The 26,304-nt window shown below is 51.1% G+C and carries 33 protein-coding genes; 13 read left to right on the top strand and 20 right to left on the bottom strand.

Annotation, left to right across the window (positions count from 1 at the left end; genetic code table 11):
• The first annotated feature begins 7 nt into the window (after nucleotides 1–7).
• Nucleotides 8–943, top strand: coding sequence for an LpxL/LpxP family Kdo(2)-lipid IV(A) lauroyl/palmitoleoyl acyltransferase (lpxL, locus tag FH755_RS05510; RefSeq protein WP_292439431.1), 936 nt, complete (start codon nucleotides 8–10; stop codon nucleotides 941–943).
• On the opposite strand, the gene FH755_RS05515 is transcribed toward lpxL, so the two are convergent.
• The 4 genes from FH755_RS05515 to FH755_RS05530 all read right to left on the bottom strand — a co-directional run bounded on the left by FH755_RS05515 (nucleotide 944) and on the right by FH755_RS05530 (nucleotide 3,281).
• Nucleotides 944–1,435: an acyloxyacyl hydrolase gene (locus FH755_RS05515; protein WP_292439434.1), complete on the bottom strand. Its 492-nt coding sequence runs from the start codon at nucleotides 1,433–1,435 to the stop codon at nucleotides 944–946. It abuts the gene before it with no gap.
• A gap of 132 nt (nucleotides 1,436–1,567) precedes the next feature.
• Nucleotides 1,568–1,957, bottom strand: a complete 390-nt coding sequence (gene rpsI / locus FH755_RS05520) for a 30S ribosomal protein S9 (RefSeq protein ID WP_292439436.1) — start codon at nucleotides 1,955–1,957, stop codon at nucleotides 1,568–1,570.
• 12 nt (nucleotides 1,958–1,969) lie between these two features.
• Entirely contained in the window at nucleotides 1,970–2,398 is a 429-nt protein-coding gene (gene rplM / locus FH755_RS05525; RefSeq protein ID WP_292439437.1) for a 50S ribosomal protein L13, read from the bottom strand.
• Nucleotides 2,399–2,483: 85 nt separating this feature from the next.
• On the bottom strand, nucleotides 2,484–3,281 hold the full coding sequence (locus FH755_RS05530) for an undecaprenyl-diphosphate phosphatase (RefSeq protein ID WP_292439439.1): 798 nt from the start codon (nucleotides 3,279–3,281) through the stop codon (nucleotides 2,484–2,486).
• Nucleotides 3,282–3,393: 112 nt separating this feature from the next.
• On the opposite strand from FH755_RS05530, the gene dld reads away from it, so the two are divergent.
• Complete coding sequence (gene dld / locus FH755_RS05535) at nucleotides 3,394–5,115, top strand: D-lactate dehydrogenase (protein WP_292439440.1); 1,722 nt, start codon at nucleotides 3,394–3,396, stop codon at nucleotides 5,113–5,115.
• Between the two features lie 53 nt (nucleotides 5,116–5,168).
• On the opposite strand, the gene serA is transcribed toward dld, so the two are convergent.
• The 5 genes from serA to yeiP form a co-directional block, all read right to left on the bottom strand.
• Complete coding sequence (gene serA / locus FH755_RS05540; RefSeq protein WP_292439441.1) at nucleotides 5,169–6,398, bottom strand: phosphoglycerate dehydrogenase; 1,230 nt, start codon at nucleotides 6,396–6,398, stop codon at nucleotides 5,169–5,171.
• Nucleotides 6,399–6,540: 142 nt separating this feature from the next.
• The gene (locus FH755_RS05545; RefSeq protein ID WP_292439442.1) at nucleotides 6,541–6,885 is read right to left on the bottom strand and encodes a HopJ type III effector protein; all 345 of its coding nucleotides are present in this window, start codon (nucleotides 6,883–6,885) and stop codon (nucleotides 6,541–6,543) included.
• Between the two features lie 16 nt (nucleotides 6,886–6,901).
• The gene (locus tag FH755_RS05550) at nucleotides 6,902–7,567 is read right to left on the bottom strand and encodes a nitroreductase (RefSeq protein WP_292439444.1); all 666 of its coding nucleotides are present in this window, start codon (nucleotides 7,565–7,567) and stop codon (nucleotides 6,902–6,904) included.
• Nucleotides 7,564–7,980, bottom strand: a complete 417-nt coding sequence (locus FH755_RS05555) for a YbaN family protein (RefSeq protein ID WP_366658708.1) — start codon at nucleotides 7,978–7,980, stop codon at nucleotides 7,564–7,566. The genes FH755_RS05550 and FH755_RS05555 overlap by 4 nt, the downstream gene beginning before the upstream one ends.
• 78 nt (nucleotides 7,981–8,058) lie before the next feature.
• Nucleotides 8,059–8,625: an elongation factor P-like protein YeiP gene (gene yeiP, locus FH755_RS05560; RefSeq protein WP_292439446.1), complete on the bottom strand. Its 567-nt coding sequence runs from the start codon at nucleotides 8,623–8,625 to the stop codon at nucleotides 8,059–8,061.
• Between the two features lie 134 nt (nucleotides 8,626–8,759).
• Here yeiP and FH755_RS05565 point away from each other — a divergent pair, with 134 nt between their 5' ends.
• The 10 genes from FH755_RS05565 (at nucleotide 8,760) to gnd (ending at nucleotide 19,884) form a co-directional block, all read left to right on the top strand.
• Nucleotides 8,760–11,918 carry an HD domain-containing phosphohydrolase gene (locus FH755_RS05565; RefSeq protein ID WP_292439447.1) on the top strand — a complete coding sequence of 1,053 codons (3,159 nt, stop codon included), beginning with the start codon at nucleotides 8,760–8,762 and terminating at the stop codon, nucleotides 11,916–11,918.
• Between the two features lie 83 nt (nucleotides 11,919–12,001).
• A complete protein-coding gene (gene ylqF, locus FH755_RS05570) occupies nucleotides 12,002–12,919 on the top strand; it encodes a ribosome biogenesis GTPase YlqF (protein ID WP_292439623.1) in 918 nt (305 codons plus the stop codon).
• A gap of 90 nt (nucleotides 12,920–13,009) precedes the next feature.
• The gene (locus FH755_RS05575; RefSeq protein WP_292439449.1) at nucleotides 13,010–13,525 is read left to right on the top strand and encodes a Slp family lipoprotein; all 516 of its coding nucleotides are present in this window, start codon (nucleotides 13,010–13,012) and stop codon (nucleotides 13,523–13,525) included.
• Between the two features lie 107 nt (nucleotides 13,526–13,632).
• Nucleotides 13,633–13,818 (top strand): hypothetical protein, encoded by a 186-nt coding sequence (locus tag FH755_RS05580; RefSeq protein WP_292439450.1) that lies wholly within the window; start codon nucleotides 13,633–13,635, stop codon nucleotides 13,816–13,818.
• Nucleotides 13,815–14,084, top strand: a complete 270-nt coding sequence (locus tag FH755_RS05585; RefSeq protein WP_292439451.1) for a hypothetical protein — start codon at nucleotides 13,815–13,817, stop codon at nucleotides 14,082–14,084. Before FH755_RS05580 ends, FH755_RS05585 begins: the two co-directional genes overlap by 4 nt.
• 9 nt (nucleotides 14,085–14,093) lie before the next feature.
• Nucleotides 14,094–14,309: a hypothetical protein gene (locus FH755_RS05590; RefSeq protein ID WP_292439452.1), complete on the top strand. Its 216-nt coding sequence runs from the start codon at nucleotides 14,094–14,096 to the stop codon at nucleotides 14,307–14,309.
• Nucleotides 14,310–14,423: 114 nt separating this feature from the next.
• Nucleotides 14,424–16,589: a TonB-dependent receptor gene (locus tag FH755_RS05595; protein ID WP_292439453.1), complete on the top strand. Its 2,166-nt coding sequence runs from the start codon at nucleotides 14,424–14,426 to the stop codon at nucleotides 16,587–16,589.
• Between the two features lie 200 nt (nucleotides 16,590–16,789).
• On the top strand, nucleotides 16,790–17,422 hold the full coding sequence (locus FH755_RS05600) for a PepSY-associated TM helix domain-containing protein (RefSeq protein ID WP_292439454.1): 633 nt from the start codon (nucleotides 16,790–16,792) through the stop codon (nucleotides 17,420–17,422).
• 36 nt (nucleotides 17,423–17,458) lie between these two features.
• Nucleotides 17,459–18,421, top strand: coding sequence for a nucleotidyltransferase domain-containing protein (locus FH755_RS05605; RefSeq protein WP_292439455.1), 963 nt, complete (start codon nucleotides 17,459–17,461; stop codon nucleotides 18,419–18,421).
• Nucleotides 18,418–19,884: a decarboxylating NADP(+)-dependent phosphogluconate dehydrogenase gene (gene gnd / locus FH755_RS05610; protein WP_292439456.1), complete on the top strand. Its 1,467-nt coding sequence runs from the start codon at nucleotides 18,418–18,420 to the stop codon at nucleotides 19,882–19,884. Before FH755_RS05605 ends, gnd begins: the two co-directional genes overlap by 4 nt.
• Before the next feature lie 74 nt (nucleotides 19,885–19,958).
• Here gnd and modC read toward each other — a convergent pair whose 3' ends face one another.
• The 9 genes from modC to FH755_RS05655 all read right to left on the bottom strand — a co-directional run bounded on the left by modC (nucleotide 19,959) and on the right by FH755_RS05655 (nucleotide 24,816).
• Entirely contained in the window at nucleotides 19,959–21,026 is a 1,068-nt protein-coding gene (gene modC / locus FH755_RS05615; RefSeq protein ID WP_292439457.1) for a molybdenum ABC transporter ATP-binding protein, read from the bottom strand.
• Entirely contained in the window at nucleotides 21,023–21,697 is a 675-nt protein-coding gene (modB, locus tag FH755_RS05620) for a molybdate ABC transporter permease subunit (RefSeq protein WP_292439458.1), read from the bottom strand. The genes modC and modB overlap by 4 nt, the downstream gene beginning before the upstream one ends.
• Before the next feature lie 2 nt (nucleotides 21,698–21,699).
• Nucleotides 21,700–22,443, bottom strand: coding sequence for a molybdate ABC transporter substrate-binding protein (gene modA / locus FH755_RS05625; protein WP_292439459.1), 744 nt, complete (start codon nucleotides 22,441–22,443; stop codon nucleotides 21,700–21,702).
• A gap of 53 nt (nucleotides 22,444–22,496) precedes the next feature.
• Complete coding sequence (locus tag FH755_RS05630) at nucleotides 22,497–22,838, bottom strand: LysR family transcriptional regulator (protein WP_292439460.1); 342 nt, start codon at nucleotides 22,836–22,838, stop codon at nucleotides 22,497–22,499.
• 113 nt (nucleotides 22,839–22,951) lie between these two features.
• The gene (locus FH755_RS05635) at nucleotides 22,952–23,347 is read right to left on the bottom strand and encodes a phosphate-starvation-inducible PsiE family protein (RefSeq protein ID WP_292439461.1); all 396 of its coding nucleotides are present in this window, start codon (nucleotides 23,345–23,347) and stop codon (nucleotides 22,952–22,954) included.
• 248 nt (nucleotides 23,348–23,595) lie between these two features.
• On the bottom strand, nucleotides 23,596–23,958 hold the full coding sequence (locus FH755_RS05640; protein WP_292439462.1) for an STAS/SEC14 domain-containing protein: 363 nt from the start codon (nucleotides 23,956–23,958) through the stop codon (nucleotides 23,596–23,598).
• Between the two features lie 93 nt (nucleotides 23,959–24,051).
• Nucleotides 24,052–24,291, bottom strand: a complete 240-nt coding sequence (locus FH755_RS05645) for a DUF6868 family protein (RefSeq protein ID WP_292439463.1) — start codon at nucleotides 24,289–24,291, stop codon at nucleotides 24,052–24,054.
• A gap of 12 nt (nucleotides 24,292–24,303) precedes the next feature.
• Complete coding sequence (locus tag FH755_RS05650) at nucleotides 24,304–24,525, bottom strand: hypothetical protein (RefSeq protein ID WP_292439464.1); 222 nt, start codon at nucleotides 24,523–24,525, stop codon at nucleotides 24,304–24,306.
• A 21-nt stretch (nucleotides 24,526–24,546) separates the two neighbouring features.
• Nucleotides 24,547–24,816 (bottom strand): hypothetical protein, encoded by a 270-nt coding sequence (locus FH755_RS05655; RefSeq protein ID WP_292439465.1) that lies wholly within the window; start codon nucleotides 24,814–24,816, stop codon nucleotides 24,547–24,549.
• Here FH755_RS05655 and FH755_RS05660 point away from each other — a divergent pair.
• Nucleotides 24,815–24,982, top strand: coding sequence for a hypothetical protein (locus FH755_RS05660; RefSeq protein ID WP_292439466.1), 168 nt, complete (start codon nucleotides 24,815–24,817; stop codon nucleotides 24,980–24,982). The genes FH755_RS05655 and FH755_RS05660 overlap by 2 nt on opposite strands.
• Before the next feature lie 435 nt (nucleotides 24,983–25,417).
• Here the strand turns inward: FH755_RS05660 and FH755_RS05665 are convergent, their stop codons facing one another.
• Complete coding sequence (locus FH755_RS05665) at nucleotides 25,418–25,750, bottom strand: YnfA family protein (RefSeq protein WP_292439467.1); 333 nt, start codon at nucleotides 25,748–25,750, stop codon at nucleotides 25,418–25,420.
• 100 nt (nucleotides 25,751–25,850) lie between these two features.
• Entirely contained in the window at nucleotides 25,851–26,258 is a 408-nt protein-coding gene (locus FH755_RS05670) for a DoxX family protein (RefSeq protein ID WP_292439468.1), read from the bottom strand.
• Nucleotides 26,259–26,304: the final 46 nt, after the last annotated feature.

Below are 26,304 nucleotides of genomic sequence, written 5' to 3' on the forward strand. Positions count from 1 at the left end.
CGCAACCTTGAGTACTGAACACGCCCAGATGAAAATTTTCCAGAAACAGTTCCTGCACCCGCGCTACTGGTCAAGTTGGCTGGGGCTGATCCTGATGCGTCTGTCAGTCTACCTGCCCGGTAGGCTGCAAGTCATCATTGGTCAGGGACTGGGTCTCATGATGCGTCCTTTTATGGGCTCACGGGCCAAAATTGCCCGCCGCAATATTGAGTTAAGCTTCCCTGAACTCAGCAAAGCCGAACAGCAGAAACTGGTCAAGCAGAGTCTGACCACGATGGGCATGATGATGATTGAGACAGCGATGAGCTGGTGGGCCAGTGACAGGCAACTGCTGAACCGGGTCCGTTATGAGGGACTGGAACATCTGGAGGAGGCCAAGGCAGAAGGCAAGGGCGTGATTCTGCTCACTGGGCATTTCACCAGCATGGAGCTGGGCGGACGTTTGATCATGCTGAAAACGCCGGCCTATGTCATGTTCCGCCAGTTAAAAAATCCATTGTTCAATGCGGTGATGATGCGATCCCGGACTTTCCACAGCGAAGGCATTGTACTGCGTGATGATCCACGCTCCATGCTGCGGGCTTTAAAGAAAAACAAAGTGGTCTGGTATGCCCCGGATCAGGATTTTGGCAGACGTACGGCCGTGTTTGCCAAGTTCTTTGGTGTGCAGGCAGCGACGATTGTGGCCACGGCAAGAATGGTCAAGATGACCGGAGCCAGAATTGTGCCTTTCGTACCTCGCCGCGAAAAAGACGGCAGCTATACCATCACTATCGGCAAGCCCTGGGATGATTATCCCACCGGTGATGACCTGGTCGATGCCCAGCGTATCAATGACTGGCTGGAACAGGAAATACGCCGTTCACCCGAACAGTATCTGTGGGTTCATCGCCGTTTCAAAACGCAGCCGGAAGGCAAGGGTCTGCTCTATAAAGAGCTGTGATTACTGGTCCAGCATGTAGCTGTAGCTGACGATAATCGAGTCAGCGCCCGGATTGTCATCACCCAAATCGGCATTGGACATGTGGTAATAACCCAGTGACAGCCGGCTCTTATCAGTCAGTTGATAAGCGATATCAAGGCCGGTGCGGAACTCGAGGCCATAGCCCAGATCGACGCCAGCGCCATTTTCATAGGCCGCCAGCGCAAAGTGTGGCGTCACAAGCCAGTTTGTTGATAGTGACCAGTCATAACGGATCCCGGCATAAGCCCAGTAGGCACCATCAGATGTCACTGAAGCACCGACTGCAGGAATCAGGTTATAAAAGTTAGGGGACGGAGCAAAGCGATATTCAATTCCGACTTCTACCGCATTGTCTTCGCTGTCAAAAGCGTCGTAGCCACCGGCGGAAATGGCAATGGCAGACTCTTCCTCAGCAATTGCCATAAAGGGAAAACTCAGCGCCATCAGTCCGCTGATCAATATTTTTTTCATTGTACCTTCCATGCTATCTATCTACGCGTTCAATTTTTATAGCATGACTGAAAACAATCTGACAATGACCGCACAAAAAAAAGGCCATCCACTGGGATGACCTTTTCTGTCTTTACAGACGTGTCCGGACAATTAACGTTTGGAGAATTGTGGACGTTTACGCGCTTTATGCAAGCCGATTTTCTTACGTTCAACGGCACGGGCATCACGAGTGATGTAGCCGGCTTTACGCAGTTCAGTTTTCAGTTCGTTGTCGTATTCAACCAGTGCACGGCTGATGCCGTGACGGATTGCACCGGCCTGACCGTTGTTACCACCACCGCGAACGGTGATTTTCAGGTCAAACTTGTCGAGCATGTCGACCAGTTCCAGAGGCTGGCGAACGACCATGCGTGATGTTTCACGACCGAAGTAGTCTTCCAGTGTGCGAGTGTTGATCGAAATGTTACCGCTGCCTGGTTTCAGGAATACACGAGCGGTAGAACTTTTACGACGACCTGTTGCGTAGTGTGAATCTGCCATGTTGATATCCGTTTAGATTTCCAGCGCTTTAGGCTGTTGTGCTGTGTGAGGGTGTTCGGTGCCAGCGTAAACTTTCAGCTTGCTGAACATGGCCCGACCCAGTGGGTTTTTGGGCAGCATGCCTTTAACAGCCGTCTGGATAACGCGTTCTGGCGCTTTGTCCAGTTGCTTTTCCAGAGAGATAGATTTGATACCACCAATGTGACCCGTGTGGTGATGATAAATCTTATCTTTCATTTTATTACCGGTTACACGCAGTTTTTCGGCATTGATGACAACAATGTAATCACCAGTATCAACGTGAGGCGTGTAAATCGCTTTATGTTTACCACGCAGACGAAGGGCGATCTCAGTTGCCATACGGCCCAAGGTTTTGCCGTCAGCATCGATAACGAACCAGTCACGACGAACTTCTGCTGGTTTTGCACTAATGGTTTTCATCCGCGAATTGCTCCTGATAATTACGCAAGCGGTCCAAATAAAGAGGGAGAATATTACGCATTCATAGTCGGACTGTCAACAGCTTTTACAGAAACAGCCAGAGTAAAAAAGCGCCCAGTATCAGGCGGTAAATGACGAATGGCCACATGCCGATACGGTCGAGCATTTTCAAAAACAGAAAAATGCAGAGATAAGCGCTGACAGCCGAAAATACAGCACCTGAAATCAATGCTGTCCAATCGACAGGAAGCGATGATTGTACGAGCTCTGTCACCTCAAGTCCACCGGCCAGAATAATGACCGGGATGGATAACAAAAATGAGAAGCGCGCCGCTGCCTGACGGGTTAGTCCCAGCATCAGGCCGGCGGTGATTGTAATACCGGAACGGGACGTACCGGGGATCAGCGCAATCGCCTCCGCGACACCGATGAAGAGGATATCTGACCAGTTAAGCTGATGCTCACTACGGACTCTTTTGCCGCGCCAGTCAGCCCAGCCCAGTAACAGGCCGAACACAATCGTTGTTGTCGCAATGACCAGCGGACTGCGCAGGCTGCTAGCGATAATATCGGAAAATAGCAGGCCCGCCAGACCTACCGGCACGGTACCGAAACCGACCGCCCAGGCCAGACGACTGTCACCCACGGTTTTTTTCTGTTTCAGCGACGCCAGCCAGTCAATCAGAATCGTCTTGATATCGTGCCGGAAATAAAGCAGTACTGCGGTCAGGGTGCCAACATGCACGGCGACATCAAACGCCAGTCCCTGATCCTGCCAGTCCGCAATGATGGGGACGAGAATGAGATGAGCTGAACTGGAAATGGGCAGGAATTCTGTAAGGCCCTGCAACAGGGCGAGTAGGGCAATCTGATAAAAAGCCATTTTGTGATCCCGGCTGGAAATGAGTTTGCTGAGGCTAATAAACCGCTACATAGTAACGCATTGCGACGTGATAGAATTGATGAGTTAACAAGAAACGTGACAGAGACCAAAAATGCCTGAGTTAGCAAATCACAGCACACTTATTGACCAGTTTAAGAACGTGGTTGGCGCCAGCTATACGCTGACAGATCCGGCCAAAGTGGCACCTTATTGCAAAGGTTTTCGCTTCGGTGAAGGTAAAGCGCTCGCCGTGGTCCGGCCCGGAACACTGCTGCAGGTGTGGCAATTACTTAAAGCCTGTGTGGCAGAAGATGTCATTGTGATTATGCAGGCTGCCAATACCGGCTTAACCGGTGGTTCAACGCCTAATGGTGAGGATTATGATCGTCCGGTGGTGATTATCAACACCATGCGTATCGACCAGATTCAGCTGATTGATAACGCGCGTCAGATTATCGGTCTGGCTGGCAGTACGCTGTTCGGACTGGAAGAAACTCTGGCCCCTTATGGCCGTGAACCGCATTCGGTGATTGGTTCATCCTGCATAGGGGCTTCGATTGTCGGTGGGATCTGCAATAACTCCGGTGGTGCGCTGGTCCAGCGCGGACCCGCATACACCGAACTGTCGCTGTATGCGCAGATAAATGCCAATGGTGAACTGGAACTGGTCAATCATCTGGGGATTGAACTGGGTGACACACCGGAACAGATTCTCAACAATCTGGATAATCAGAATTACAGCGAGCAGGATATCCAGTTTCCGGATAAGCGCGCTTCAGATGATGAGTATCACGAGCGTGTCAGACAGGTAGATGAAGATACACCGGCCCGTTTCAATAATGATGGCCGCCGACTGCACGAAGCCTCCGGTTGTGCCGGCAAGCTGGCCGTGTTCGCCGTGCGTATGGATACCTACCCGATCGCGAAGAAAGAGCAGGTATTTTATATCGGTACCAATGATCCTGGCGTGCTGGCGACCATGCGCCGGGATATTCTCTCCGGTTTTAAAAACCTACCGGTATCGGGCGAATATCTGGGCCGGGATTATTACGATGTCTGTAAGAAATACGGCAAGGACACTTTCCTGGTCATCGATAAGCTGGGTTCAAAATATATTCCCAAGTTGTTTGCGATGAAACGCAGCGTTGATCGCATCGCCGCCAGATTCAAATTTCTGCCGAGCAAGCTATCGGACATCATTATGCAGTACATGAGTTACCTGTGGCCGAATCATCTGCCTAAACGCATGGACGAGTACCGTGACCGCTTTGCCCATCACTGGATTCTGGAAATGAACAATGATGGCGTGGAGGAAGCCCGGGCCTATCTCACTGAGTTCTTTAAAAATAATGATGGTGACTTTTTTGAATGCACCAAGCGCGAAGGCGAAAAAGCGATTCCGAATCGTTTCGTCGCCGGGGGCGCGGTGGGCCGTTATCACATCATGAAGCGCAAACAGTTCGGGCCAATGATGACTATTGACGTCGCACTGCGTCGTAACGAAGAACAATGGCTGGAAGTTCTGCCACCGGAAATCGAGGACAAGATTGAAGCCAAGCTGTATCTCGGTCACCTGTTCTGCCATGTGATGCATCAGAACTACATTCTGAAAAAAGGCGTGGATGCCAAAGCGCTGAAACAGGAGCTGCTGGCCTTTTTTGATGCGCGTGGTGCTGAATATCCGGCCGAGCACAATGTGGGCCAGGAATACTTTGCCAAGGACGCATTGAAAAGTTTTTACCGAAAGCTCGACCCGACCAATTCATTCAATCCGGGGATTGGAAAAACCAGTAAATTGAAATACTGGGGCGAAGCCGGAAAGCCTCAAAACTAACAGGCAAAAAAAAAGCCCGCATCCCCCGAAAGGATGCGGGCTTTTTTATTTGTTTAGTAAAGCACCCGCAGGCGAATCGTGCCTTCCACACTTTGCAGATGTTCAAACGCCAGCGTCGAATCAAACTCTGCCACATCAATCAGCAGGTAACCGATTTCATCCTTGGTGGTCATGCTTTGAGCCAAGATGTTGATATCGTGCTCGGCGAACAGTCTGTTGACACTCGACAACACGCCCGGCTGATTATGGTGAATATGTAGCAGACGGTGGGTATTCGGTCTTGGCGCCAGGGCGATTTCGGGGAAGTTAACAGCTGAAACAGTCGTCCCGTTCTGCGCGAACTGGATAAACTTATCCGCGACTTCCAGACCGATATTAGCCTGTGCTTCCACGGTTGAGCCACCGATATGCGGTGTCAGAATCACGTTGGAGAATCCACGCAGACGCGATTCCAGCGGCTCATCATTGGACTTGGGCTCGGTCGGGAATACATCGATAGCGGCACCGGCCAGTCGTTTTTCTTCCAGTGCCTGTACCAAATCATCAATAACCACACAGGTGCCGCGGGCGGCATTGATGAAGATCGCGCCCGACTTCATTTTATCGAACTCGGCCTTGGTCATCATGTTCTTGGTCGATTCCAGTTCGGGCACGTGCAGGGTTACTACGTCTGACAGGCGCAGCAGTTCATCCATGCTGTCGACCTGAGTCGCGTTACCCAGTGGCAGTTTGGTGACCACGTCATAATAGATGACATTCATACCCAGGCTTTCAGCCAGCACAGATAACTGCGAACCGATACTGCCGTAGCCGACGATGCCCAGCGTCTTGCCACGGGCTTCGTAGGATTTATCAGCAGATTTAGGCCAGGTACCGTTATGCACACTCCAGTTTTTCTCTGGGATGCCTCGCAGCAGCAGAATTAACTGACCGATGACCATCTCTGCAACGGAGCGTGTGTTGGAGTAGGGCGCATTGAAAACCGGGATGCCCTTCATCTTCGCCGCTTCCAGATCGACCTGATTGGTACCGATACAGAAGCAACCGATGGCGGTCAGCCGATCCGCCGCGTCCAGCACTTTTTTGGTCAACTGGGTCCTTGAACGAATGCCGACGAAGCGTGCCCCTTTGATTTTTTCCATCAGCGAGGCTTCATCGAGGGCGTGTGAAACGTACTCGATGTTGGTAAAACCCGCTTTTTCCAGTGACTCGACGGCATTTTTGTGCACGCCTTCCAGTAACAGGAATCGCGTGTCGGCTTTTTTATTTGGTTGTAGTTCCATAGCGAAGTGTCTAAGTTCCGATAAATGGGCGATATAACCGCGCAACTCTAACATAATCAAGCAGTTTTAGATACTGCCAAATCACCCTGCTGCAGTTGTTTGGGGTTGTCTGAGACAGCACTGGCCGTGACAGGAAAAATGACTATTTCGGCATCAGCGCGGTGCCATGGAAAGACACTTCGTCCCAGCCTGTGCGCATGAAGTTACGGATGTTCTGATGATCCTCGCCGTTTGGGTTGGCAAGTACATCTTGACGATAAAACTTGCCGAAACAGGCCAGGGTCTGGTCGACGCTCAATCCGTTGAGTTGTCCGAAAGCCAGGATCTTGCAGGAGCCATTATTCTGGCCTGCCTCGTTGAGTATCTCGCCATTGCGGAAAGCGGTCGGGGTGAAGTCATAGTTGGCTTCGATAACCGCCATGCTGTCTTCAAACTGGATAGATTCGGGTTCGCTTTCGAGTCGGTCAAGAAAGGCCTGTAATTGCATCTTGTCTCCTGCAAATTTAATCGTAAAAACGGGTAAAGGTATCGTGGTATTCGCGGGTGGTCCGGTACTGATTAACAGCGGCTGCGCGGTCTTCATAACCCAGTGCCATACCGCACAACAGGGTGGCCTCACCGGGAATCCCCAGCAAGTTTTTTACCAACGGCGCATATTCCGCTAGCGCTGCCTGGGGACAGGTGGCCAGCCCGGCATCAACTGCCGCAATCATAAAAGACTGCAGGAACATACCAAAATCAATAAAAGAGCCGGTCTGCATAACGTTGTCCATCCAGAACAGCAGCATCACCGGTGCATCGAAAGCACGATAGTTAGCAGCCCACTGTGCCTTTTGAGCGGCTTTGTCTTTTCTGTCGATGCCCAGACTCTGATATAACTGAAGACCACAGGCGCGGCGGCGGCTGAGATAGGGCTCTTGCCATTCCAGCGGATAGTATTCGTAATCCGGTTGCGGCTTGATGCCAGCCTCAAAAGCGTCGGTGACTTGCTGGCATAACTGCTGTTTGCTGTTGCCGGTCACGACTGCGACCTGCCAGGGCTGGGTATTGGCGCCGGAGGGCGCATGGCTGGCAATATCCAGCAAAAAGCGGATTTGGTTTTTATCCACCGGCTCGGGCAGAAAACGGCGCACGGAATGGCGCTGCCTGATAGCGTCACTGGCTTTCATTTAACGAGACTCTCGGCTTCTTTGATTCTTGAAATAAACCATAGCAGTATAAGGCAGATACCGACCAGCATTAATTGAAGTCCGGTGCGGCCCCAGAGCACGGCTATGGAAATACCGAAAGTGACAATAATCAGAAGATAGACTTTTTTCTTCACACTACGTCGCATAGTGTGTGTTTTTTCCCACTGCTGCAGAGGCGGACCGAACCATTTGTGGTGCAGCAGCATGCGATGAAAACGGGGTGAGTTTTCTGCGAAACAGGCCAAAGCCAGAATAAGAAACGGCGTGGTGGGCAGCAGGGGAAGCACCGCCCCGATGGCGCCCAGCAGAACAAATACCCAGCCCAGACTGATAAAAAGATATTGTTTCAGTTTTTGTCGCATCGCATCATCGGGGACGGGGCCAGCTCGCATTGGATTCTGATCTTATGATAGCGGATTAGCCCTGCCGGTATGAACCATGTCATGGCAGTCAGCCTGTCAATCGTTCCATCAGGCACGAGACATAAATTTTCCACTGTCGGTATTGACCCGGATGACTTCACCATTTTCAATATATTCCGGCACCTGAACTTCCAGTCCGGTAGACAGTGTCGCCGGTTTGGTTCTGGCCGCAGCGGTGGCACCTTTGATCCCGGGTGCGGTGTCGACAATCTGCAGATTGACAGCAGCCGGTAGTTCAATGGCGACCAACTGACCATCAAGCAGCACCGCCACAATGTTATCGAGACCGTCGCTGATATAGTTAATCTCTTCTGCAATATCTGCGGCGTCAATCATGAATTGTTCAAAGGTTTCTTTATCCATAAACACGTAGCTGTCAGCATCCTGGTAGGAATACTGAACCAGTCGTCGCTCACAATCGACATCTTTGAGAAAGTCTTCGCCTTTAAGTGACTCATCCCGTTTCTGCCGGGTTTTAAGGTGGTTGAAACGGATTTTGTACAGAGTTGAGGCACCGCGGGATGATGGATTACGAACTTCAATCTGACTGACCACATAGGGTTCAGCAGCCAGTTCCACTACCATTCCGCGTTTCAGTTCACTGGCTTTTGGCATAACAGGTTCCGGATCATGAAAAAAGTCGCATTATACCCAAGCAGTCGATAGTGTCATCTTGGCAATGGTGATATAAAGTGGGTTTAGATAATCATACTTATAAATATACGTCTGACTAGCAACGAGGAACACCCATGAAGTCATGGCCTGGGGGTAAGCCCTTACGAATTTCTATCAGAGCAACCGTCATTGGTTTTTTCCTGTTCGCCACGGTGATTACGGCTTCTGTCGCAATCAGTCTGCAATATTTTTTCAGTACCGACATGGCCACCGAGTCGACGCTGTCGGTCTATCAGAAAACTGCTGCCAGTACACGGGATTACCTATCGGCTGTGGATAGCCGGGCCGCGGCGGCAACACGAATCCTCTCACAGTTCACCCGGTTCGTCGGAGACAGTGGCATTACTGCCGACTCTCGTCAGTTGTTTGCCGAGGCCATGCATCGTAATCCCTTGTTTTATGCCATTTATATCGGTTTCCCGAATGGTGATTTTTATGAGCTGATCAACCTTGAAGCCGATCCGGCTATACGTAAGCAATTGCGAGCCAAGCCCGAGGACCGTTGGGTTGCTATCCGTGTTTTTGGCGAGGGCGAGCAGCGGCTTAGACGTTTCAACTACCTGGATGCTGAATTCAATATCCGTGTCAGCCGAGAACACAAAACCGATTACGATCCCCGCAAACGGCCCTGGTTCACCGACGCTAAACTGGGTGAAGTCAATAAAACCGATCCTTACCTGTTCCAGCACCTCCAGGCGCCGGGCGAGACTTATTCCACAGTGGTTCCGGATAACCAGGCGGTGCTGGCACTGGATATTACATTGTCATCATTGTCCGGATTCCTGAATACGCAGGATTTGGGCGAGGACAGTGAGATTTACCTCTATCAGGAAACCGGTGAGCTCATCGCCTCAAATCAATCCGTCAAAGAAGCCAAGGCACTGCCGCCGGCACCCGAGCTTCAATTATCAGAAGCACAGCAGCAACTGGTTGATTCGATTGACTACCTTACCGTGTCCAATGAGATCGACTGGCCGCCAATCAATTTTGCTGCCTCGGGGCAGCCTTATGGTTACGCCATTGATGTATTGAAATATATCTCCGACATGACCGGTATTCCCATTCGTTATGTCAACGGCCTCAACTGGAATGAAATGGGGCAAATGTTTCTGAGTAATGAACTGGATGTACTTCAGCCGGTTTTCTTTGAAGAAAACAGACAGTTGCTGGGCGATCTCAGTGAACCTTTCCTGCAGGTGCCTTACGGGGTTGTCACGGCCAAAGGCAGTGAAAAAATCAGTCAGGTTGAACAGCTATTCGGCAAGACGGTCGCCATTCCAGCAGGTTGGTCACTGGCCAACAATCTGGAAGAAAACTTTCCTCAGATTAAGATTGTGCGTGTTGATGATGTGCGTGCCATGTTCAATGCCGTCCGCGAAGGTAAAGCGGATGCAGCGATAGATACGGCGCCGATTCTTAACTACACCGCAGCACAGTTTTTTATTGAAGATGTGGTAATTCATCAACCGCTGGATTTCGGTGAAGCCTCCATGCCGACCCAGTTGCATTTTATGATCAACAAATCACACCCTGGTCTGACAGATATCTTCAATCAGGCCATGGCCGCACTGGGGCCGGATCACCTGCAGGCGCTGAAAGATAAATGGCTCGACAGCCGCAGTAGTGTTTCCCGCCAGCTCGGCGCCGTGCCCTATTCAGAATTGATGCGGATGGCTCAACAGACTGTGACGGATGATTTGCAGACTGTATCGCTGGATGGCGAGGAGCATTTTGTTTATCTGACCCCGTTTGGTGAAACGGAAGGCAAGCAGGACTACTTCGCCATTGCCACGCCGGTGGATACCGTGCTGGCGCCGGGGCTGGAGAAAGTCAAAACCTCGATTCTGCTGACTACGCTGGCTGTATTGTTGCTGGTGCCCATATCCTGGCTGCTGGCCGGCCCTATCGTGCGCCCCATCCGTCAACTGGCAGATGACAGTGAAAAAATCACCCAGCGGCGATATAAAGATGTCGAGGAAGTCTCCAGCAGTATTGCTGAAGTCGGCGATTTGGCCGGCTCAATGAGCAATATGTCGGCGGCGATACAGCGCCACGAAAAAGCCCAGGAAGAACTGCTCGATGCCTTTATCAAAGTGATAGCGCAGGCGATCGATGATAAGTCCCCCCACACCGCAGGTCACTGTGAACGGGTGCCTGAACTGGCCTTTATGCTGGCAAGGGAAGCGGAGAAGTCAGACCATGGACCATTTAAAGACTTTGCCTTCAAAAATGCCGAAGAATGGCGTGAATTCCAGGTAGCTGCCTGGCTGCATGACTGCGGCAAGATCACCACGCCTGAACATATCATCGACAAAGGCACCAAGCTGGAAACGATCTACAACCGTATCCATGAAGTCCGGATGCGGTTTGAAGTATTGTGGCGTGATGCTGAGATTGATTACCTGATTCGGCTGGCTGAACCCGGGGCTGACAAAGCCGCACTGGAAAAGCAGAAGCAGGATAAGCAGCAACAGTTGCGGGATGATTTTGCCTTTATCGCCAATGCCAATGTCGGTGGCGAGTTCATCAGCGAGGAAGACGTCGCCAGACTGCATGAGCTCGCAGAAACCACCTGGCTGCGTTATTTCGATGACCAGCTGGGCCTGTCTTCAGGTGAAATATCACGTTTACAGGAAGCGCCTCGACCGCTGCCTGCCACTGAGAAATTGCTGGTTGATCGGCCCGAGCATCTGATAGAGCGCCAGCACAGTACCGATTTTGATCCGAAGTTCGGTATCAAAATGGAAGTGCCTGAATATCTTTACAACCTGGGCGAACTGCATAACCTGGCCATATCACGTGGTACGCTCAGTGCTGAGGATCGTTTCAAAATCAATGAGCACATCATCAGCACCATCAAGATGCTGGAAAGCCTGCCGTTCCCTGACGAGCTCAAACGGGTACCGCGCTATGCCTCCACCCATCATGAAACCATGAAAGGTACCGGCTATCCGCGGAAACTGACCGGTGATCAATTATCGATGCCGGAACGCATCATGGTGCTGGCCGATATCTACGAAGCACTGACGGCGGCTGACCGCCCCTACAAAAAAGCCAAGCCGGTCAGTGCTGCGTTGGATATTCTGCACAAGATGGTTCAGAACGATCATATCGATGTTGAAGTCTTTGAGCTGTTCCTTCGCAGTGGTGTTTACCTTCAGTATGCCAAGCGGTTCCTCCCGGCCAAGCAGATAGACGAGATCGATATCAGCAAGTACCTGCGCGACGGCTGATATAAAAGCGGGCTTTCGGCTAAAATAGCCGCCATGAAACAGCGAACAGATTTCCAGCCCGAGTGGCTGCAAGGCGGTCAATGATGGCCATACAGTGGTATCCCGGCCATATGCACAAGGCCAGCAAGGAGATGAAGCAGATCCTGCCCCAGGTAGATCTCATCATCGAAGTGCTGGATGCCCGTATCCCCTTCAGCAGCCAGAACCCGATGCTGGCCGAGCTGCGGGGGAATAAACCCTGCATCAAAGTACTGAATAAAATGGATCTGGCCGATCCTGAGGTAACCGAGAGCTGGCAAACCTATCTGGAGCGGGAGCAGTCAGTCAAAACGCTGACGATGGTCGCGCAGCACCCGGATCGGGTGAAAGACCTGCTCAGTCTCTGTCAGAAAATGGTGCCGGCAAAAGCCAGCAGCGTGAAACAGATCCAGACTATGATCATGGGCATCCCCAATGTTGGCAAATCAACCCTGATCAACACACTGGCCGGGCGCCAGATTGCCAAAACCGGCAATGAACCCGCTATTACCAAGATGCAGCAACGTATCAAGCTGGAACAGGGCATTGTGCTCCATGATACGCCCGGCGTGTTATGGCCAAATCTTGAAAACCCGCATAGCGGTTACCGACTGGCAATAACCGGTGCAATCAAGGAAACCGCCATTGATAATGACGACATCGCGCTCTATGCCATCGAGTATCTGATGGCAACGTATCCCTCTCAGCTCAAACAGCGTTTCGAATTATCTGAGCTTGCCGAGAGCGGTCTGGAGACAATGGAAGCCATTGGCAGTCGCCGCGGTTGTCTGCGGGGAGGTGGCAGGGTGGATCTGGAGCGTGTGGCCAAGATAATTCTGACGGAAATCCGTGCCGGCATGTTGGGGCCGATAAGCTGGGAAACATCGGAGATGACCGAAAAAGAGTGGGCAGAGGTGCTGATTGCCCGGGAGCAGAAAGCCGCAAAAAAAGCCGCCCGCAAGCAAAAGAAAAATCGTCGTTAAGTAACGCTGCCAACAGAAACTAATCAAGGGTACACCTGTCAATCTGCATACACAGACAATCACCGGTGGGTCCACCGGACGGGAGGAAATGTGAGAGCGCTTATTATCGCCAGCCTGGCCATGTTCATTGTGGCCTGCAGTTCTGCCCCTGCCACGATTCAGCATGCTCCCCATGCTGATCTTCAGCTTAAACAGGTCTCGCCCAATGTCGATGCTTATATGGGCGAAGCGGTTCGCTGGGGCGGCAAAATCATTGATGTGAAGAACGAACAAAGCTATTCCCAGATCCAACTCGTGCAGTTTCCGCTCAACCGCTACGGCCGACCAGTCGAATCCAATGAAAGCCAGGGCCGATTTCTGGTTCGCAGTAATGAATTTCTCGATCCGGAAATTTTTACCAACGGCAGCATGCTGACCGTCTACGGCAGAATTACGGACAAGGCGACACTCAAAGTCGATCAGAAAACGTTGACATTGCCCGTCATCGATATCATCGACAGTCAGCGCTGGCCGGTAAACAGTGCTTCCGGCAGACCCTACAATCCCAAGCATGACTGGCCTTTCGTCGGCTTTGGTTACTACGCTACCGGCTCCTATTCTCCCTGAACCATCAGTAGTCCTATCAATCGTTTAAGTATTTAAATGATAATGATTTGCATTTAGATTAAAGCGTGTTTATACTCAGCGTTACTGTTTTTCAGTAGGGGTGAGATATGAAGACAGCACAATTTAATCAGCAACCTAGTCATACCATTCATCTCGCTTTCAGCGAGGACCGCCTGCAAGCGCTGATTGCTGAGGGCAAACTGCACGCGGCCGATTTCAATTGCCTAGATAAACCGTCCAAACGCACTGTCTGGAGCATGTTGCTGGCAACTGCGGCGAGGAAAATGTCATGACGGCTCGTCTCCATCGTCGGCCGGATTGGCGCCGTGAATGCCTGATTGCCGCCAACCGGCAACTGGAAAAAAACTACGAGCGCGAGCCCAGCGCCTGTGTCGCATTACAGCTCAGCCGTAATTACCGGCTGCTGCTGACCCATTATGATCAGCCTGATATCAAGCAGCTCTGGCAGCAATTATCCCAGCGCTGGTGGTCGCTGTACTGCCGGCAAAGGCAATTACCCGAACACGCATTGCGTGACCTTTCAGCAGTGATTAACTAAGGAGATAACATGGCTTCAAGCTGCAGACCTCAAACCGTATTTGAATCCTCAACCGTCGACATTCAGCACTGTCCGGACTGTCAGATGATCCATCTGACCATGGGATCAATCACCATCCGCATGACGGAACACCATTTTTCAGAATTCGCCAAAGACATCAGCCGTGGCTTGTTTGAGTTTAATACCGACAGTGTCAGTCAGCCGGGTTTGCGAATGATGATGTAGCATTTTTGCAACAATAAATTAACATTTGTCACAAAAGTAACGAAAACAAATGATAATGATTCGTAATTAGTGTATTCTCTCCGTCATTATTTCAATCAAGTTAGGAGAGTTCAAGTGAAATCAAAACTGACTGTGCTGGCAAGTGGTATCGCTTTGGCGACCACAGCCGGCCTGTATTCATCACTATCATTTGCTGAAGAAACAGCGGCGGAGCTGAATACCGTCACCGTTATCGGTGACAGTGAAGCGGCCCGTAAACTGCCGGGTTCAGCGGCTGTTGTCAGTAACGAGCAGTTGACGATCGAAGCCGCAACAGACATTAACCAGGTTCTGAAAACGGTGCCTGGTGTCTATATTCAGGAAGAAGATGGTTTCGGTCTTCGTCCCAATATCGGTATTCGCTCAGCAGCGCCGGGCCGCAGTGAAAAAATCACCTTAATGGAAGATGGTGTGCTGATTGCGCCGGCACCCTATTCCAATCCGGCAGCTTATTATTTCCCGACTACATCACGTATGCATTCTATCGAAGTGCTTAAAGGGGCCCCACTACTTAGATATGGTCCACAAACGGTGGGTGGTGTAGTGAATCTGGTATCAACCCCCATTCCTGAGACTAACCAGGGCAACGCGATGTTTATGATGAATGATCGTGGCTCTGCGGATCTGCATCTGAACTATGGTGGGAAGACTGGCCCATGGGGCTACTCCATTGAGACTGCTCAGCGTCACTACCAGGGGTATAAAGATATCGATCGCTTTGATGATAACAGTGGCTTCCAGATTGAAGACTATGTAGCCAAACTGTCATGGGAAGGTGAACGTAACCAGTTTTTATTCAAGATTCAGCGCTCACTGGAAAATTCTGATGAGACTTATGCCGGTTTGACGGATGTCGACTTCCGCCGTGATGAAAACCGTCGTTATGGTCTGACCCATATCGATGAAATGGACAACCAGCATACCGGTATCAACCTGAGTCACGTGTTTGAATGGACCGACAATCTGACCTCAACGGTCACGGTTTACCATAATGATTTCAAACGTAACTGGTTCAAATATGATGGTAAAAACCCTGAAACAGGCGACAATATCATTGACGATGCCAATGGTGGTAATAGCGATGCTCAAGCTATTCTCGATGGCTCTCGAGACGTTGCCGGACTGGCCTATAAGAACAACAACCGTGCCTATGAGTCACGTGGTGTTCAAGCTAATTTCGAGTGGTTCGTAGCCAATCATGAAATTAATTTCGGTGCCCGAGTCCACCACGATGAAATGGATCGTTATCAGCCGGTTGATAGATACGATCAAGTGAATGGCAATTTGGTTTACCAAAATACCGTTGAGCCAACTGGTGGTGATAACCGCTATGAAGAGGCAGATGCATTCAGCTTGTGGTTGACAGATGATTACCAGGTCACCGACAAATTGTTATTGAATCTGTCGCTTCGAATGGAAGACGTTGAAACCGAGCGTAATCAATACGCCAACCCGGAACGGACTGTACTGGACGATCCTGAAGATCAGCGTGAAAACGATTATCGGGAATACCTCGCTGGTATTGCTGCGACCTATGATCTGACTGATAGCTGGCAAGTACTGGCTGGGTTCCACGAAGGCATGACACCGCTAGGTGGCGGTGCTGCCGATGGTGATGAGCCAGAAACCAGTGATAACTGGGAATTGGGTGTTCGTTTTAATAACGGCGTGTTCTACTCAGAAGCGATTGCCTTCTACAGTGACTTCAAAAACTTTGCTGAACAATGCTCAGTGGGTAATCCATGCAGCAACGGTCAAACTTCAGGATCCGAAGTACTGGGTGGCGCGGAAGTTAAAGGTCTGGAATTCACTACAGGAACTCTGTTCTCGGTGGGTGATTTCGATATTCCCGTTGATCTGATGTATACCTACACTGATGCTGAAACTACGGACGAAGGCGGAGCCGAAGACGGATTGACTCTTCAGAGCATTCCTGAAAATGTGGCCAGCCTGCGAGTCGGTCTGGAACATATCAGTGGCTGGAATAACTATGCTGTGGTCAAGTATATCGATGAAACCTGTGCGGTAGCCGGTTGTAATGAGACCAGTAGCTCATTCGATGAAACTGATGCATTGACTACGGTCGATCTCATCAGCCGCTATCAGTTTGATATGGGACCGGAGGTCTTTGTGAAAGTCGAAAACCTGTTTGACAGACAGGAAATCGTATCACGCAGCCCATTTGGCGCCCGTCCTAATATCGAAAGAACGGTATGGGCAGGTGTCGTGGTTGATTTCTAAACCACCAAAGACTGAAAAGGCAGCTTCGGCTGCCTTTTTTGTTTGTGGTCTTGTCAAGGCTACACTTTCTTTGTTAACACTGGCAGACTTAAGCTTTCAAGATTGACGGGAAGAAGATGAATCACAGATTGAAGCTTGCGGCTCAGCTGGTTCTTTGGTTGCTAGCCGGCCTCATTTTGCTTCAATCAGCAGTCGGACTGATGCTGAATCACAGCAGAGATCTCGATCTCTATCAACGCTACATCAGCTCAGACTGGTTGATGAGCCATTATGGTATCGGTAGTGCAGAGGCCGATATTTCCTTTCTGGTAGGCAATAAAATCATTTCCCAATTCGATACCCAGCTGTTTGTCGATGCGCAGCCGGTGACACATGTGGAACGACCGCTGGTCGGCGCTGTCATGCTGGAAGATTTGATTGTGCTTGCTACCGATCAGGCGCTGGTACTGCTCACCCACCAAGGGGAGTTTGTTGAAAAAATGGGGGCTGAAGCTGGTGTGCCGGCACCGATTCAGAACATCGGCACCTATCACGGTGAACCGGTTTTACAGGCGCGCAGCGGTATGTGGCGCAGTAATTTTATGCTCGATATCTGGGAACCGATGTCATTACAGGGCGTCTCATGGAGTAGGCCCCATCCGATGCCTGACAGTGTTGCAGCGGATCTGAAAACCCACTTTTACGGCAAAGGGGTGACAGTTGAGCAGTTATTAATTGATATTCACAACGGCCGTATTCTGGGCACGGTAGGTATCTGGTTAATCGATATTCTGGGCATCCTGCTGGTGGTTCTGTCTTTCACCGGACTGTGGATGTGGGGAAGAAGGCTATAATCTTATTAAATCAATCAGAGGAGTAACCCACAGAGAATGAGACAGACAGAGTTCCCTTATTTACCCAAGGACTTTGTCCAGACTGCTGATGGTCTCATCTTTGCTGTGGTCAGTTATCATCCTCATCAGGGTAAGGTCGGCTGTTTTCTGCGTTATGTCAGTAATGGTGATAACTGGCAGAAAGTCGATACACTGCAGGCCAACCGCCTGCTTTCCCGCCATCATCCACATTATCTTTATAAATCCAAACAGTTCGATGCTGAATTCCATGCTGTTGATGTCGCTGACATCATCACCCACCACCAGCCTGAAGCGCGACTGAAAACGCTCAAAAATCAGCCTGAACCGACGGATGAAATCGAAGAAAAGCTGTCCCGCCTGCTCACTATTTTGGTGCAGTTCGGTGTCGATTGTGACTTTTTGGGGCTGACCGGCTCGATGTTGATTGGTAATCAGAAAGCCGGTTCGGATATTGATTTGGTGGTTTACGGCCGTGAGGCGTTTCATCAAACTCGGCATGCAGTCAGGCAGGCCATAGCTTCGGGACTGATCGAGGAACTGGACCTGTCGCTGATGCGGGACAATTTTCAACGCCGCGGCGGTGAACTCAATTTCGAAGAATTTGCCTGGCATGAATCTCGCAAATTCAATAAAGCAGCAATTGATGGCACCAAGTTTGATATCGGTATGGTTTCACTCCCGCAAGAGCTGGAACCCGAGCATCGTCACTACATCAAACAGGGAATCTCAACCGTCAAAGCCACCGTGATCGACGATCATCGCGCTTTCGATTTTCCTGCCCACTATCTGATTGATAACGAAATGACGCCCGAAGTGGTGTCATTTACTCATACCTATGTCGGCCAGGCTCAGGTTGGGGAAACCATTGAGATCACAGGTGCTGTTGAATGTGATTCTGCCTCCGGTCAAAGACGACTGGTGGTGGGATCGACGCGAGAAGCTATTGGTGAATACATAAAGGTGTGTAGAGAATTATGACTGAAGTAGAAAATCCTGCTAAAGCGGATATCGGGCTGGTTGGTCTGGCTGTGATGGGCCAGAACCTGGTGCTCAACATGAATGACAAGGGCTTCAGGGTCTCGGTCTATAACCGGACCACCAGTAAAGTCGACGAATTTATCGAAGGCCCAGCCAAAGGCACCAACGTGATGGGCTTTCATGAGCTTAAACCTTTCATTGAGAGTCTGAAAGCGCCCCGCCGGGTGATGCTGATGGTTAAGGCCGGCCCGGTGGTGGACCAGTTTATCGAGCAACTGGTGCTCTACCTTGATAAAGGCGACATTATCATTGATGGCGGTAACTCGCTGTTCAACGACAGCGACCGTCGCACCCATGAACTCCATAAAAAAGGCATTCTGTTTATCGGCAGCGGTGTCTCCGGAGGTGAAGAAGGTGCCCGCCACGGACCGTCCCTGATGCCCGGTGGTAACAATGCGGCCTGGCCCCATATCAAACCTATCTTCCAGGCCATTGCCGCGCAGGTGGATGGTGAGCCCTGCTGTGACTGGGTGGGTAATGATGGTGCCGGCCACTACGTAAAAATGGTCCATAACGGCATTGAATACGGCGATATGCAGCTGATTTGCGAAGCCTACCAGATGATGCGTGAAGGACTGGGCATGTCCGGCGATGAAATTCAGCAAGTCTTCGCCGAGTGGAATGAAGGCGTACTCGATTCCTACCTCATCGAAATCACCCGCGATATTCTGGCGGTCAAGGATGATGACGGCGAACTGCTGATTGACAAAATTCTTGATACCGCGGGACAGAAGGGCACCGGTAAATGGACCGGCATGAACGCCCTTGATCTGGGAATTCCGCTGACGCTCATCGGTGAAGCGGTATTTTCCCGCTGCCTGTCAGCACGCAAGGATGAGCGGGTTCGCGCATCGAAAGTCTTACCCGCTATGGCTGCTCAGTTTGAAGGCGATAAAGCCGAAATGGTCAATGCCATTCGCGATGCGCTTTATGCTTCCAAGATTATTTCCTACGCGCAGGGTTACATGCTGATGCGCGAAGCCGCCGAGATATACGGCTGGGAGCTCAACTACGGTGGTATCGCGCTGATGTGGCGCGGTGGCTGTATTATCCGCAGCCAGTTTTTGAGCAAGATCCGCGATGCTTTCGATCTGAATCCGAAGCTGGAAAACCTGCTGCTGGATGATTTCTTTATTGAAGCCATTACCGAAGCCCTGCCGGGCTGGCGTAAAGCCGTCGGTACCGCGGTAGCACTGGGCGTGCCGGTGCCGACCTTCAGCAGCGCGCTGTCTTTCTATGACGGTTACCGCAGCGAGCGTCTGCCGGCTAATCTGCTTCAGGCACAGCGTGACTATTTCGGTGCCCACACCTATGAGCGTCTGGATAAACCACGCGGTGAGTTCTTTCATACCAACTGGACTGGTCGTGGCGGTAATGTCTCTGCCTCGACTTATGATGTTTAGCTTGAAGTGCTGAAGCAACTGAAAAGGCGGTCAATGACCGCCTTTTTTATGTCTGGAGAAGTAAATCAGAAAAATCAGACCAGTGGTGAGATGGCTTTGACCTGGGCGAAGACCGGCATACCGGGACGCAACCCCAGTTTATCGGCAGATTTGGCGGTAATACGGCTTAGAATAATCTGGCCGCCCGCATTCAGACGAACCAGTTTTTGCGTTGGCCCCTCATTCACCATTGACTCAATCACGGCCGGGAAAATGTTCAGAATACTGCTGTTTTCATGATGTGTGAGGGTCAGACTGACATCACGAGCCATGATTCTTAAACGGACTTTATCTCCCGGCTTCAGATGGCCGTGACTGACCTCAATCTGACCCCCGGCGAAGGAGAGCTGGTTGAGTCCGTAAAACTCATCACGACCGATCACAGTGGTATCCAGCACTGCCGCGGCCTCCTCATAATTTGCAAACGGCAGGCTGAGTTGTGATAACAAATCTGCCGTTTTACCACTCGCCAGTTGCTGACCTTTTTCCAGCAACACCAGGTTGTCACTGAGGCGGGCGACTTCGTCAATCGCATGACTGACGTAGAGCATCGGAATATCCAGTTCCCGGTGCAAAGATTGGATATAACGCAGTATTTCCTGTTTATGCGCGATATCGACGGCTGCCAAGGGCTCATCAAACAGTAACACTGAGGGCGATGTTGCCACGGCGCGGGCAATGGCAACACGTTGTTTTTCGCCCCCCGAGAGGGTATCGACACTGCGTCGGAGCAGCGGAGACAGGGCCAGTAGTTCTATTGCCTGCTCCAGGGAGACACGGCGTTTATCGCGCGCCTGGCGGCGAAGGCCGAACTGCAGATTATCGAACACATTGAGATGCGGAAACAGACTCGCATCCTGAAAGACGTAGCCGATATCCCGCTGGTGGGCGGGACGGAAATAGTCTTGGCTCTGCCAGACTTCGTCGGCCATTCTGATTTGACCGGTGGCCCTGTTTTCCAGCCCGGCAATCGCCCGCATCAGGCTGGTTTTCCCGCAACCGGAAGGGCCGAATACCGAAGTCACCTGACCCGGTGTCACACTTAACGACACATTAATCGTAAAGTCTTTACGCGGGATATTCAGTCGGACCTGCAGACTCATGAGCGCAGCACACTGAAACGGCGGTTGAGGCCATAAACGGCCATCAGCATCAGGAAGGACAGCAGCAGCAAGCCACCTGAAAGCAGATGAGCCTGTGAGTATTCCAGCGATTCCACATGATCATAAATAGCAATGGAGACGACTTTGGTCTCGCCTGGAATATTACCGCCTATCATCAACACCACCCCGAATTCACCGATGGTGTGGGCAAAGCCCAATACCGCAGCAGTTAAAAAACCGGGCCTGGCGATGGGTACCATGACATTGAAAAAGCGGTCCAGCGGGCTGGCACGCAAAGTCGCAGCCTGCTCCATGACATTATCACCAATGGCGGTAAAGACGTTTTGCAACGGTTGTACCACAAACGGCAGTGAGTAAAACACTGAGCCGATCACCAGCCCGGTAAAAGTAAAAGCCAGCGGACGACCGCCGACCGCTTCAGCCAGACCACCGATGGGGCCGTTCGGTCCCAGCATAATCAACAGATAGAAACCCAGCACGGTAGGGGGAAGGACCAGTGGCAGGGCGATGACAGTTTCGATCATGAATTTAAAACGCCACTGGCTGCGCGCCAGCCACCAGGCTAATGGCGTACCGATGACCAGCAGGATCAAAGTGGTAATTGCAGCCAGCTTGAGGGTAATCAGAAGGGCGGTCAGGTCCGGGTGCATGATCAGGACGTACTGTAACCGTAACCGTGGATGATCTGTTTTGCCGCCTCAGTTTTGACGAACTGCATAAATGCCGAAACCGCAGCTTTGTCAGTCAGCTGTACGGCCTGTTGTTCAATCGGCTGGTACAAATCTGTCGGGACCAGCCAGTGACTGCCCTGGTTCGGATTGAGTTGAGACTCGAGTTGCGACAGTGCAATAAAACCGAGCTCGGCATTGCCGCTGATAACAAACTGAAAAGTCTGACCGATATTCTCGCCTCGAACGATCCTGCTTTGCAGCTTTTGCCAGACGCCTTTTGCCTGCAGAACCTGCTTTGCGGCAGTGCCGTAAGGTGCCAGCCTGGGGTTGGCGATGGCGAGGTGTCGGAACTGTCCATTGTCCAGGACTTTGCCTTTAGCCAGACTCAGATTGCTATCGGGGCTCCACAGCACAATTCGGCCAAAGGCATAGCTGAATCTTGATCCCGGCTGTATCCGGCCTTCCTGTTCCAGTCGCTCGGGCCGAATCGCATCCGCTGCAAAAAAGGCATCGAACGGCGCGCCGTTAATGATTTGTGCGTATATCTTGCCGGTGGAACCAAAGATGAGCTCCACCTTATGTTCTGTTTGCTGTTCGAACTGCTTTTTGATTTCCTGCATGGCATGGGTGAAATTACTGGCCACGGCGATTCGGACAGACTCGGCAGCAAGCTGAAGCGGTAGAAGTAAGAAGACGATAACAGCCAGTTTTCTGGTAAAAGCCATACAAACCCTTGATTATCGATATGCATCCTGACGCATAACGGGGGGCAAAAAATTTATCCGGGCAGTTTCTCAGACTGCTCGGACAGGAACTGTTCAAACTCACGGTCGGTCTGCCGGTAAGTCGCCACGGCTTCTTTGCCAGCATCGGTCAGTGTGGCATGCCCACCACCCCGACCGCCGGCATTGAGCGTGAGTAACGGACTATCGCTATGCTCGTTCATCGACTTCACCAGCTTCCAGGCATAGCGATAGGACATGCCGAGTGCGCTGGCAGCGGCACTCAGTGAGCCCAGTGCGTCGATTTTTTCCAGCAGTTCTACACGGCCATGGCCCAGCACGGTGCCATCCGGACCTTCGATCCATAAACGGCCGTGAACAGTAAATTGAGACGCCATAATCTGTTCCGGTTTCGAATACTGATTATCGTAATGCACAGGTATGCATAACGCAAAACATAAAAAACGGCGGTATTGCTACCGCCGCCATAAAGCCTCTCATCGCGTAATGATTAGCTTTTAACCTTGTCCGGCATCAGCGTCTTGCAGTAATGAATGACGATGATAGCCCCACCAATCAGCAGGATGGCCGAGGCGATGCCCAGAATCCGCCAGGTATCGATATTTTTCATATCCAGAATCAGGTATCGCGCCAATGCCACAATGGCGATATAGAGTGGGATTTTGATCGGCAATTCCCCCGATTCGTAATACACCGCGACCATCGTGATGACTTCAAGATAGATGAACAGCAGCAACAGATCAGTCAGCGAGACAAAGCGGTTATCCACCATAATTTTAATTTCGATGCCAATCGCCACCAGGGTTGCCAGTGCCACCACAATCAGACCGAAGTCCTGTGCCACGGCGAGCGTACGGCTCACCGACTTTTTTACTTGGTGCTCCATAGGTGTTTCCTCATATACATATCAACACCCACATTGAATGACTGTTTTTTAAACATGCTCGAAGAGTTGTTTAAGAAGCAGAGATCCTCAAGTGGATTGGCGATACTATCAGAAAATTTCAAAAAAATTTGTCCTGAAGTCCGAAAATGACGTGATAGTGGACCCTGAGACAAATCGGGTCAGTTTGGGAGAATATAAACAAAGACAGAGGGTTAGTTGGGCGGGGGCGGCCCAGCAGCGGAATTCTGTCAGTTACGGATCCAGTCATGTGCCAGCAAATCATGATGGGCCTGAAAATGCCGGATTTCAGCAAAGACAAAATGTGAAGCGATGTCTTCGGCAAAATCGCCCAGTGCCGAGTCGGTGACCAGGGCTATTTTTTTGATTCGGTGATGATGCTCATGGATAAAGCGAGCATGTTCCAGGGCAGCTTCCAGATCCCGCCAGCCCGGAAATACTTTGCTCTCGATAATAATGCCGGCAAGTTCGCCATGCTGTTCGATATAAGGATCGACCACGGCCGCCAGGCCTTCAAAATCATCCTTGCTCAGCGGACCCCGGGGCTGAAGGTGCAGCAGGCCGATGTCTTTATTGAATTGATAACTCAACATACAGCGTCTCCTTCAAATCAAAGTTTAAAGGGCTGATATTGGTAAGCGCCGTAGAGCCCGGAGTTCCCGGAAAAGCCGGGCTTAGGGTCTTATCTAGAGGAGTTTCAAGGCCAGATAGGGGGTGAGGTTGAATACGATAATCAGAACTTTGTAGAAGGCGAGAAAATAGAGGTATGCCGGTCTCAAAGTCGCTGCATCCAGACCGGTCACCCGGTTATGGATTCGGATAATCTGATTTCTGAATACGGTCAGCATCAGCGTAGTGATAATCAGCAAGCCAAAGTTGATCACGGTCATCCAGCCAAATACAGCGATGAGGTTTGTGAGATCCATGGTCATCCCCCGTTAACGACGGCGTCCGCCAACCAGTAACAGAATAAGCCCGACACCAATGGCGCCAGCACCTGCCCAGGTGGGCACCTGCACGGTTTCTTTTTCCTGTAACTCCAGCTCTAGGGGACCCAGTTCTGCCTGGTGAGTTTCTTTGGTGAAGCTGAAGTCTCCATAAATCAGCCCGGCGGTACCGGCGATAATCAACAAAATGCCGAGAATGCGTGTCACTGTCATAGCAGAAGTCCTTATTTCAGATTAACCCCGGATCAGAATAGCATTCGGCGGCACATGGTGACGAAGATCATAACAGTCTCCGGGCGGCGGTTGCTGTCCCGGTGGGCTGTCGGGATACCAGATCCGGCACTGGCCCGGCGGGGGCATGTGGCCTTCAGGGACATCATAGTGATGACCCTCGTCATAATAACGGTCTGATGAGTAGAGCGCATGTGTGGCGCAACCTGACAAAAGCAGCCACAGCCCGATGACCGCCCAGCGCCTGATTTGAGGGACTTCAGTGTGGACCATGACAGCGCATCACAGCGTGCAGAGTTTTACTGATGCCCAGGCGCATTTTCACTATTACCGGGGCCATCAGGATCATGACCCGGCGGCTGTTTATGGTGAAGGTGACCATGACAGCCTGCTAGAGAGAATAAAGCCACCAGTACCGGCAGCATCATCGATTTTCTGAGCATTAGCATAACCTGTGTTGATTCTCATAAGTCTGACTCTAACATTTTCGATGGGCAAATTCATGTGAAGGAGTGTGAACTAATCGATTAAATTGGATGCTTTGCACTTGAGCTGCCGCAGACAGATAAGCCTGCTCAAGATGACTATCCTGTTGCCAGCTGCGAGAAATGGCATCAAGCGAACGAAACTGCGGTGTGTCTGTTTTTGGCTTTTCATAGCGGTCGGATGACATCAGCACCCGGGTCGCGCAGCCTGAGGTGAGAGAAGAGAGCAGAGCCAGCGCTATGAAAGGCAAGAGTCTGTGAGAAAAGCGCTGCATCGTGGGCCTGAACATAGTTTGCTCCTGGAAAGGGTTTCTGACGATGCTATATCAAACAGATAAAGATTGCGCTAGGGAGGCGATATTATTTCCTGTGATCTATAAATGTCTGGATCAATAAGCCTTGGGACCCAGCATGATAATCAGCATGCCCGTCAAAATCACCGCCACGCCAAGCCAGTCGCTAAAACTCGGCCGTATCCCATCGACAGCCCATAACCAGATTAGCGCGACGCTGACATAAACGCCGCCGTAGCCCGCATAAACACGGCCGGCAGCGTGTGGGTGCAGCGTTAACAGCCAGGCAAAAACGGCCAGACTGATAGCGGCCGGTAGCAGCAGCCAGACGGAATAGTCCTGTTTCAGCCACAAATAGGGCAGGTAGCAGCCAATAATTTCTGCCAGGGCGGTCAGAATAAAGAGCGCAAAAACGCGGAAAATTTCCATTCTGGAAAAGGACTCATTATTTGACAGGTTCAGGCCGGGCGCCCGTTGAATCTGACTGCGGCACACTCAGTGCCGCAGCCATTTCAGGGCAGCTCAGCTTTTACAGCGACTGATGACGCCTGTTTTTACACAGGCAATCCACACTCCAGGAACCACCGCCGGCAAACACAAAATAAAGGAACACAAAGCTGAACATTGCTGCCAGCTCACCGCCGTTATTTAAAGGCCAGAACCCCTGTGGTGCGTGTACCAGGAAATAAGCCACTGCCATCTGACCGGACAGAATAAAGGCAACTGGGCGGGTAAACAGGCCAATCAGCAGCAAAAAGCCGCCGACGACTTCCAGTACACCGGCGGCACCGGAGAGTGAAAACAGCTCAAAAGGGTAGCGCTGTTCAGCCGGGAAACCGAACATTTTCTGGGTGCCATGAGCCATAAACAAAAAAGCGGAAATAATGCGGACGAGACTCAGAACGCGAGGTCTCCAGGCGGTGAGGAAATTATCCATTGTTGTCTCCTTGTACGTGAGTTGGGGCTTGTTATTAATTATTTAT

This window comes from Methylophaga sp. (assembly GCF_009711715.1).
GTDB lineage: Bacteria > Pseudomonadota > Gammaproteobacteria > Nitrosococcales > Methylophagaceae > Methylophaga.

Excerpts from the sequence above, each read along its gene's own strand:
- FH755_RS05515 (WP_292439434.1), bottom strand. The coding sequence starts at position 1,435 with ATGAAAAAAATATTGATCAGCGGACTGATGGCGCTGAGTTTTCCCTTT.
- rpsI (WP_292439436.1), bottom strand. The coding sequence starts at position 1,957 with ATGGCAGATTCACACTACGCAACAGGTCGTCGTAAAAGTTCTACCGCT.
- rplM (WP_292439437.1), bottom strand. The coding sequence starts at position 2,398 with ATGAAAACCATTAGTGCAAAACCAGCAGAAGTTCGTCGTGACTGGTTC.
- FH755_RS05530 (WP_292439439.1), bottom strand. The coding sequence starts at position 3,281 with ATGGCTTTTTATCAGATTGCCCTACTCGCCCTGTTGCAGGGCCTTACA.
- dld (WP_292439440.1), top strand. The coding sequence starts at position 3,394 with ATGCCTGAGTTAGCAAATCACAGCACACTTATTGACCAGTTTAAGAAC.
- serA (WP_292439441.1), bottom strand. The coding sequence starts at position 6,398 with ATGGAACTACAACCAAATAAAAAAGCCGACACGCGATTCCTGTTACTG.
- FH755_RS05545 (WP_292439442.1), bottom strand. The coding sequence starts at position 6,885 with ATGCAATTACAGGCCTTTCTTGACCGACTCGAAAGCGAACCCGAATCT.
- FH755_RS05550 (WP_292439444.1), bottom strand. The coding sequence starts at position 7,567 with ATGAAAGCCAGTGACGCTATCAGGCAGCGCCATTCCGTGCGCCGTTTT.
- FH755_RS05555 (WP_366658708.1), bottom strand. The coding sequence starts at position 7,980 with ATGCGAGCTGGCCCCGTCCCCGATGATGCGATGCGACAAAAACTGAAA.
- yeiP (WP_292439446.1), bottom strand. The coding sequence starts at position 8,625 with ATGCCAAAAGCCAGTGAACTGAAACGCGGAATGGTAGTGGAACTGGCT.
- FH755_RS05565 (WP_292439447.1), top strand. The coding sequence starts at position 8,760 with ATGAAGTCATGGCCTGGGGGTAAGCCCTTACGAATTTCTATCAGAGCA.
- ylqF (WP_292439623.1), top strand. The coding sequence starts at position 12,002 with ATGGCCATACAGTGGTATCCCGGCCATATGCACAAGGCCAGCAAGGAG.
- FH755_RS05580 (WP_292439450.1), top strand. The coding sequence starts at position 13,633 with ATGAAGACAGCACAATTTAATCAGCAACCTAGTCATACCATTCATCTC.
- FH755_RS05585 (WP_292439451.1), top strand. The coding sequence starts at position 13,815 with ATGACGGCTCGTCTCCATCGTCGGCCGGATTGGCGCCGTGAATGCCTG.
- FH755_RS05590 (WP_292439452.1), top strand. The coding sequence starts at position 14,094 with ATGGCTTCAAGCTGCAGACCTCAAACCGTATTTGAATCCTCAACCGTC.
- FH755_RS05600 (WP_292439454.1), top strand. The coding sequence starts at position 16,790 with ATGCTGAATCACAGCAGAGATCTCGATCTCTATCAACGCTACATCAGC.
- FH755_RS05605 (WP_292439455.1), top strand. The coding sequence starts at position 17,459 with ATGAGACAGACAGAGTTCCCTTATTTACCCAAGGACTTTGTCCAGACT.
- gnd (WP_292439456.1), top strand. The coding sequence starts at position 18,418 with ATGACTGAAGTAGAAAATCCTGCTAAAGCGGATATCGGGCTGGTTGGT.
- modC (WP_292439457.1), bottom strand. The coding sequence starts at position 21,026 with ATGAGTCTGCAGGTCCGACTGAATATCCCGCGTAAAGACTTTACGATT.
- modB (WP_292439458.1), bottom strand. The coding sequence starts at position 21,697 with ATGCACCCGGACCTGACCGCCCTTCTGATTACCCTCAAGCTGGCTGCA.
- modA (WP_292439459.1), bottom strand. The coding sequence starts at position 22,443 with ATGGCTTTTACCAGAAAACTGGCTGTTATCGTCTTCTTACTTCTACCG.
- FH755_RS05630 (WP_292439460.1), bottom strand. The coding sequence starts at position 22,838 with ATGGCGTCTCAATTTACTGTTCACGGCCGTTTATGGATCGAAGGTCCG.
- FH755_RS05635 (WP_292439461.1), bottom strand. The coding sequence starts at position 23,347 with ATGGAGCACCAAGTAAAAAAGTCGGTGAGCCGTACGCTCGCCGTGGCA.
- FH755_RS05640 (WP_292439462.1), bottom strand. The coding sequence starts at position 23,958 with ATGTTGAGTTATCAATTCAATAAAGACATCGGCCTGCTGCACCTTCAG.
- FH755_RS05645 (WP_292439463.1), bottom strand. The coding sequence starts at position 24,291 with ATGGATCTCACAAACCTCATCGCTGTATTTGGCTGGATGACCGTGATC.
- FH755_RS05650 (WP_292439464.1), bottom strand. The coding sequence starts at position 24,525 with ATGACAGTGACACGCATTCTCGGCATTTTGTTGATTATCGCCGGTACC.
- FH755_RS05660 (WP_292439466.1), top strand. The coding sequence starts at position 24,815 with ATGACAGCGCATCACAGCGTGCAGAGTTTTACTGATGCCCAGGCGCAT.
- FH755_RS05655 (WP_292439465.1), bottom strand. The coding sequence starts at position 24,816 with ATGGTCCACACTGAAGTCCCTCAAATCAGGCGCTGGGCGGTCATCGGG.
- FH755_RS05665 (WP_292439467.1), bottom strand. The coding sequence starts at position 25,750 with ATGGAAATTTTCCGCGTTTTTGCGCTCTTTATTCTGACCGCCCTGGCA.
- FH755_RS05670 (WP_292439468.1), bottom strand. The coding sequence starts at position 26,258 with ATGGATAATTTCCTCACCGCCTGGAGACCTCGCGTTCTGAGTCTCGTC.